The organism is Holdemania massiliensis (genome assembly GCF_022440805.1).
Lineage (GTDB): Bacteria > Bacillota_I > Bacilli_A > Erysipelotrichales > Erysipelotrichaceae > Holdemania > Holdemania massiliensis_A.
The window spans coordinates 1-5933 of the sequence record NZ_JAKNTK010000002.1; the positions used below are offsets into that span (position 1 = coordinate 1).

Sequence of the window (5933 nt, forward strand, 5' to 3'; positions counted from 1 at the left end):
GGGAGTACCCTTACAGGGGGCTTAGATTATCAATACAGCAATTCCCTATTTTCAGTTGTTATTATAGCCTGTCCGAAAGAGATTTTCAAGCCCTCCGGACAGGCTTCTTTTACAGCTCCATGCCGCCCATTCCTCGCTGGTGCTGCTGTTGCTCCTGCTGCTGTCCAATCTCCGGATCGGGCAGCAGCTCCCTCGCCTTTTCAAGCAGAGGACGCAGACGCTCCGGCAAGTGTTCTTCCAAGAAGTCCAGCATCCGACCGATGCCGTCCGTCAGACGCTCGGTGAAGCTGCGTTCCTCCTGCAGCTCGGATTGCAGATAATAGTTTTCATCGCGCAGCCTCCGGTTTTCCTGTTCAAGCCTCTGCTGCCGCTGCGCTTCTTCCAGCCGCTTCTTCATGGACGGCACCTGTGACCGCAGACGGGTGTTTTCCTCCGTCAGCTCCTGTACCTTGTGCCGATCCGTCACGCTGCGCAGTGCCATTTTCTTTAGCTGCTCGACCTGATCCACCGTCACGCCCTTTACTGCCCCTGTGAGCGTCTTTTCCGGCTGAATATCATGCAGGGGTGCATTTACCCTGTCAGCCTCCTTTAAGAGCCGCACAGTGCCTTTCAGAGCGTCCCGCTGCCGTTCCAGCTCAGCAACCTCCCGCTCTACTGCCGCTGTCTGCTGCTGCACCGCTTCCAGCCTCGCAGCCGCTTCCTTGAACTGCGGCAAGTCCATGTGCGGTCTGTTCGTGCCGAGAGAGATAATTTCAAAATCGTGCCGCTGGGCGATCTCCGTCAGAGCTTCTTTCTCCCGTTCCATCCACGCCGCCCATTCGGTCTGCTTTCTGCCGACACCGACAAACCCCTGCTGCTTCAATGCCTGTTTCATAGATACCCTTGTAGAAAGTCCTCTTGACTGCTCCGTTGCCACAGGGATAAAATCGACATGGAGATGGGGCGTTGCCTCGTCCATGTGCAGCACCATATTGAACACCCGCAGATGGGGGTTGCGTTCTGCAAAAGACTCCGCAAAATCTTTCAGAGCTGCCGCCGCCCGTTCTCCGTCCGGCGTACCGCACCCACAGTCGCTCATGTTGCCGATCTGGAAGATCGCTTCATGGAACAGCTTTTCCTGTTTACTCTGCCGGATATGCTCATAGTAGTCCGGTATCTTATCTCTCGTTTTGGTTTTCTTTGCGTTGTAGGCTGCGAGAGCTTCATCAAAGACCATATGATAGACCTGCTTCAGATCCTCGTTGCAGAAAACAATGTTCTGCTCCGTCCGGCTCCGGTCTACATTCGCCGCTGAGAAGCTGCGGTTGTTGTGCCGGATGCTCCCTGCACCTGTCATACCCGAAATCGTAACTCCCATAAAATCGCCCCCTTTCCGCTTATTCTTCCGTCCTCTATTTTATCATAAATTTCCGCTAAAAACAACCTCTTTGTTACTTTCTGGTGAGAAAGTAACGCAAAAGCACTTTCACACCGCCACCCCATCGGTGCAGCGGTGTGAAAGTGCTTTGCGCCCCTAAAGGGGAGGGGTTGCCGGAGCTGCTTCACTGCCGGCTCGTGCCTGCTGCTCTGCCAGCTCCGGAGGGGCGCTGCCCCTGCCGTCTGCGGACGGCTCCCCGACCTTCATCCCACCGATAAACTGGAATTGGTCATAAAAAAGCCGATAACACATAGGTTTTTTGACCTAATGCGTTATCGGCTCTGCGTCTATGCGTCTGGCACTTTTAATCATTTTTTTTTGAATTTATTATATGTGTTAGCTAACTGTCCACAAGCCGCGTTAATCTCTCTGCCATGAGAAACTCTCATAGTAACTTCAAGTCCTGCTTGCTCTAATTGATGTTTGAATGCAACTATTTCCCGTTTCTGTGGTGCTTTAATTCTTGAATTGCTTGTTGGGTTGTATTGTAACACGTTAATCATAACTTTTTTGCCCCGAAACCATTTTGCAAGTTGTCTTACATCTGAGGGCCGGTCATTTATACCCGGTAAAAGCAAATACGCAAAGACAATTTTGCGATTATGCCTTTCAGAATAGGATAAGGCTTGCTTAACAACATCTTCAATAGCATATATGCGCATGTGAGGAATAATACGATTTCTTGCAGATTGTGTTGCTGCGTGTAAAGATATTGTCAACTGAATTTTAAGATGTTCCTCGCGCAATTTTTTTAATTGATCGACCGGACCAACTGTTGATATGGTAATGCCGTCGGTTGGAAAGTTGAGCCCATATCTATCTCGGAGAATATGGATTGCTTTTATCAAGTTGTCATAATTGAATAAAGGCTCTCCCATACCCATAAAAACGATACGGTTTACTTTTCGACGCAACAATATAATCTGTTGTACGATTTCTGACGATGTTAGATTACGAACAAAGCCATTTCGCCCGGACTCACAAAAAATACAACCAACAGGACAACCGACTTGTGTGCTCACGCAAACAGTTCCACCATCTCGCCGCTTGATAAAAACCGTTTCAATGTATTTGTTGTCTTTCAGTTCGTAAACATACTTTTCAGTATCACTGCTTTTGCAAATATTTTTTACCAACATTGATAGATTTTTTTTGCGTGGTAATTGCTTATATAATTCTTCATATAAGGCTTTTGCTTCATTCTCGCCAATAACTTCCGACATTTCTTTGTAAGTAAATCCGTATGGATCATTCCGTACTTCCGCAGGCGTATATTTAGGTAAACGTTTCATTTTTATATCCTTTCTTCTAAATAATAAAAGTTTGTTTTTCTGTATTTTTGATTACAATCTCTAATTTTTCTACATCAATGATATGCGTCAATTTGCATTTAGGGCAGAAAAGAGGAAAATCTTTTAATACAGTATCAATTCCCGATTTGTCGTTCTGTTTAGTCCCCAAAGAACCTACTAAACCAGCTACGCTTTTGAACCGGTTCTGTCTCACGCTCCGGCTGATCGGCTCCGGACTTGCCGGAAAGAAGCTGCTGATGCATTGTCCCAGCATGGAGAGCCTGGGCCGCTGCCGCAGTCTGCTGTGCCGTCACCAACGCCGAGCTGACCTCCGCCAACCTTGCGTTCAGTTCCTCGATCTGCTTGTCCTTTACAGCAAGTTGCTCGCTTTTCCGGTCTAATTCTCCCTGCAGCATAGCGATCAAAGTGGTTTCGCAAGTTTCGCAACTTGCTTTCGCCTGTTGCGAAACTTGCTTTCGTTCAACACCTAAATAATGCTGATATATGGCGGTTTTTTGACTTTCGCTGATTGCGAAACTTCCTTTCGCATCTTTCGCAACATGGTTTCGCCTACACCATGCACGAACTGCCTGTTCCGACACGCCACATTCTATTGCAATTTCCGTTATTACACCCGCCAAATATCATCACCACTCTTTCATCCGGAGTTAATCTCAAAACAAATCGCTATGAGATCCCGTCCTTATCAATTTCAAAATCAAAGTCTGCCGAACAACTTTATAGACCAACAGCCAGTCCGGCTCGATGTGACATTCTCTCATGTCCTTATAATTTCTGGAATTAGTGAGAGCATGATCTCGATACGCCTCCGGCAACGGCTGCTCGTTACACAACAGCGTGATCACTTCCTCCAACTTCTTCGGATCGCAGCCTCTCTTGATCGCAAGCTTGTAATCTCGTTTGAACTGCCCCGAAAACTCCGGCTTAAGCATTCAGCGCCTCCATCAGATCTACAACGCTATCAAACGGACCATACATATCCTCTCCCTTTTCTGCCGCCTCCATCGCCGCATAGGTAACAGCATTCGGCTCGTCAACCTTGACTTCAAAGGGAAGTCCATGACACCTAAGTGCCTGTCGATAAAAAATACCCGTTGCCGTACTCAAATCCATTCCGAGGGACTTAAAGAGAGCTGCCGCCTGTGCTTTCAGCTCCGGCTCCATTCTTATCGTCATATTTCCTTTAGCCATAATAGCACTCCTTTCCTCGTCATTTTTAGCTTGCACTAATATTATATTCAATATTCGTGACATTTGCAAGTGCATTGCAAATGTTTTTTTGCAACTTTTCTATGAACAGTGCTTTCTATATGCTAACACCGCAGCGTGTACATTTAGGGGGTGAAAAAGCCTTATTTCGCGCGGTTTTCAAGCCTCGTTTTCGGTGGGGTAATATAAAAACCCTTACCCGCCCCGAAAACGCCTTGTAGGGCGTTTCTGGGGCGTTTACAGCCCTTTCTTAAATTCCTCCACCAACAGATCGCTCAAAGCCTGTGATGGGCGTATTTTGACCGTTATATGCCCCTCCGGTACGGTGTCCCACCATTTGCGGATCGTTTTCGGATCAAGTCCGGTGTCCCTATGACAATCGGCCTTGCGTCCCTCTGGATGCTCCTGCCGCCACGCATAGACTTGCGCTTTCTTTTCTTCTGCCCCTTTTCTTCTCCATGTGCCGCCAGGATAATCCACTTCCTGCACCGCCCTTGCTCTTTTCAAATGCTCTTTCTGTGATCTACCATTCCTCTTGTTGCGCTCGATGCGAACATCGGTCAGAGCTTCAATATCGGAAATCGTGAAATTGTAATACTCCTTGTCGTAGGCTTCCAGCGCACTCCGTATATCTTCCTCGGTCAATGCGTTCTCATGCTTCACCATCTGCAGATCATCAAAAGCCTCTTTCATATCCTGCCGGAGCTGCTGCTTCGACACACCGCATTTGTAAGCATAGATAGCAAGGCACATCAAAAAGAAATACCGATGCCCGCCCTTTATCTCTCCGATCTGCCGCAGCCACCAATGGTAGAGCGCATACGGATCATCACCATGCACCTTTCCGGCAATATCCCACTTCTTGCGTCCTTTCTCGCCTCTCACAACAACACGCTCATACCACTCCGGATATGCCTCCCTCGCCTCAGCTCGTGTCATTTTGGATGGGCTGAAAGGCTTATTGACATCCACCCTGTTTTCTGGCTTTGCGTAGGCGTTCAGATAATCCAGCGTTACCCGTTCTCCGGTACGGAAAGCGACCAGCTCCGTCCCATGCTTGTCATTGATGCTGCCCACCATGCGGAAGCTCTGATTGATGGATTGATACTGGATCGCCTTGACCTGCGAAGTGCTGCCATACTCCCATAGCCGGAAAGTGAGGTCATATTTCAGACTTTTAAGCTGAATTTTTATATTCGGGTATAGGTCAATCGGCTGCTGGAAAACATAGTAGATATGCAGCCCTGTCCCCGACAGAACAAGGAAAGTCGGCATCGGCAACCGGCGCACTCGCTCCGGATCGCCGCCAAAGCGCAGAAAGAGGTTGCGCAGCTCGGCAAGACCTACGCCATCCAGATCGAAGATCAGAGCATACATCCGCTGGGCGTTCTCCAGCCTGTTCTCCTTTCTGCGATATGCAAGACCGCTGCACAAAGTAAGGCTGTTCCCCTCGACAAACTCCATGTAATCCTGTTCCCATGTGTCGTTATACATCTTCCTGCGCCGGAGCTTCTTATCCTCGCTCTGTTCGTCCCGATACAGATACACAGCGTTCGGATGGGAAAAATCCGTGTGCCGTTCTCCGGAGTTCTCATTGTCCGGAAACAGCTCTTTATAAAACTCATAGCCTCCGACCTCCGGATATTGTGCGCTCAAATACTCGTAGCAGCCTCGATAATTCTCGGTCATATTACCACCTCACAAAAGAAAAAGTACCAAAAGAAAATCCGCTGCGGCGGGGATCGCCTGCGGGCGGGAAGGGGGAAAAGGGGGAGCAAAAGAGCGGCGGCTACGCCGCCTTAAAGAGAAAGTCACCTCCCCCTTTTCCCCCTCGCTGCGGGGCATTGAAAGTGCCGCCACTATGGAAAACCCGATGGGTTTACCACAGTGGCTTGGAAAACCTCTAACGAGGTTTACCACACTTCCAACACCCCTCCGCTCACCCCCCTTTTCCCCTCCGACTTTCTCCCTTTCAGAGAGAAAAAATATAGGTT

General features: G+C 48.7%; 7 protein-coding genes. All 7 read right to left on the minus strand.

All coding sequences use genetic code 11. The annotated features are described in order from the left end of the window. Window positions 1–109: 109 nt before the first annotated feature. Window positions 110–1357: a plasmid recombination protein gene (locus MCG46_RS19360; protein WP_015517767.1), complete on the minus strand. Its 1248-nt coding sequence runs from the start codon at window positions 1355–1357 to the stop codon at window positions 110–112. 368 nt (window positions 1358–1725) lie between these two features. Then, complete coding sequence (gene rlmN, locus MCG46_RS19365; protein ID WP_002584956.1) at window positions 1726–2709, minus strand: 23S rRNA (adenine(2503)-C(2))-methyltransferase RlmN; 984 nt, start codon at window positions 2707–2709, stop codon at window positions 1726–1728. Between the two features lie 16 nt (window positions 2710–2725). Further along, window positions 2726–2983 carry a cysteine-rich KTR domain-containing protein gene (locus MCG46_RS19535; protein ID WP_256435368.1) on the minus strand — a complete coding sequence of 86 codons (258 nt, stop codon included), beginning with the start codon at window positions 2981–2983 and terminating at the stop codon, window positions 2726–2728. Continuing rightward, a complete protein-coding gene (locus MCG46_RS19375; RefSeq protein WP_076917214.1) occupies window positions 2868–3350 on the minus strand; it encodes a hypothetical protein in 483 nt (160 codons plus the stop codon). Before MCG46_RS19375 ends, MCG46_RS19535 begins: the two co-directional genes overlap by 116 nt. Window positions 3351–3383: 33 nt before the next feature. Further along, on the minus strand, window positions 3384–3662 hold the full coding sequence (locus MCG46_RS19380; protein WP_021632616.1) for a type II toxin-antitoxin system YafQ family toxin: 279 nt from the start codon (window positions 3660–3662) through the stop codon (window positions 3384–3386). Continuing rightward, entirely contained in the window at window positions 3655–3921 is a 267-nt protein-coding gene (locus MCG46_RS19385) for a type II toxin-antitoxin system RelB/DinJ family antitoxin (protein ID WP_117894176.1), read from the minus strand. Before MCG46_RS19385 ends, MCG46_RS19380 begins: the two co-directional genes overlap by 8 nt. Window positions 3922–4176: 255 nt before the next feature. Then, complete coding sequence (locus MCG46_RS19390) at window positions 4177–5628, minus strand: hypothetical protein (RefSeq protein ID WP_199488597.1); 1452 nt, start codon at window positions 5626–5628, stop codon at window positions 4177–4179. Between the last annotated feature and the right edge of the window lie 305 nt (window positions 5629–5933).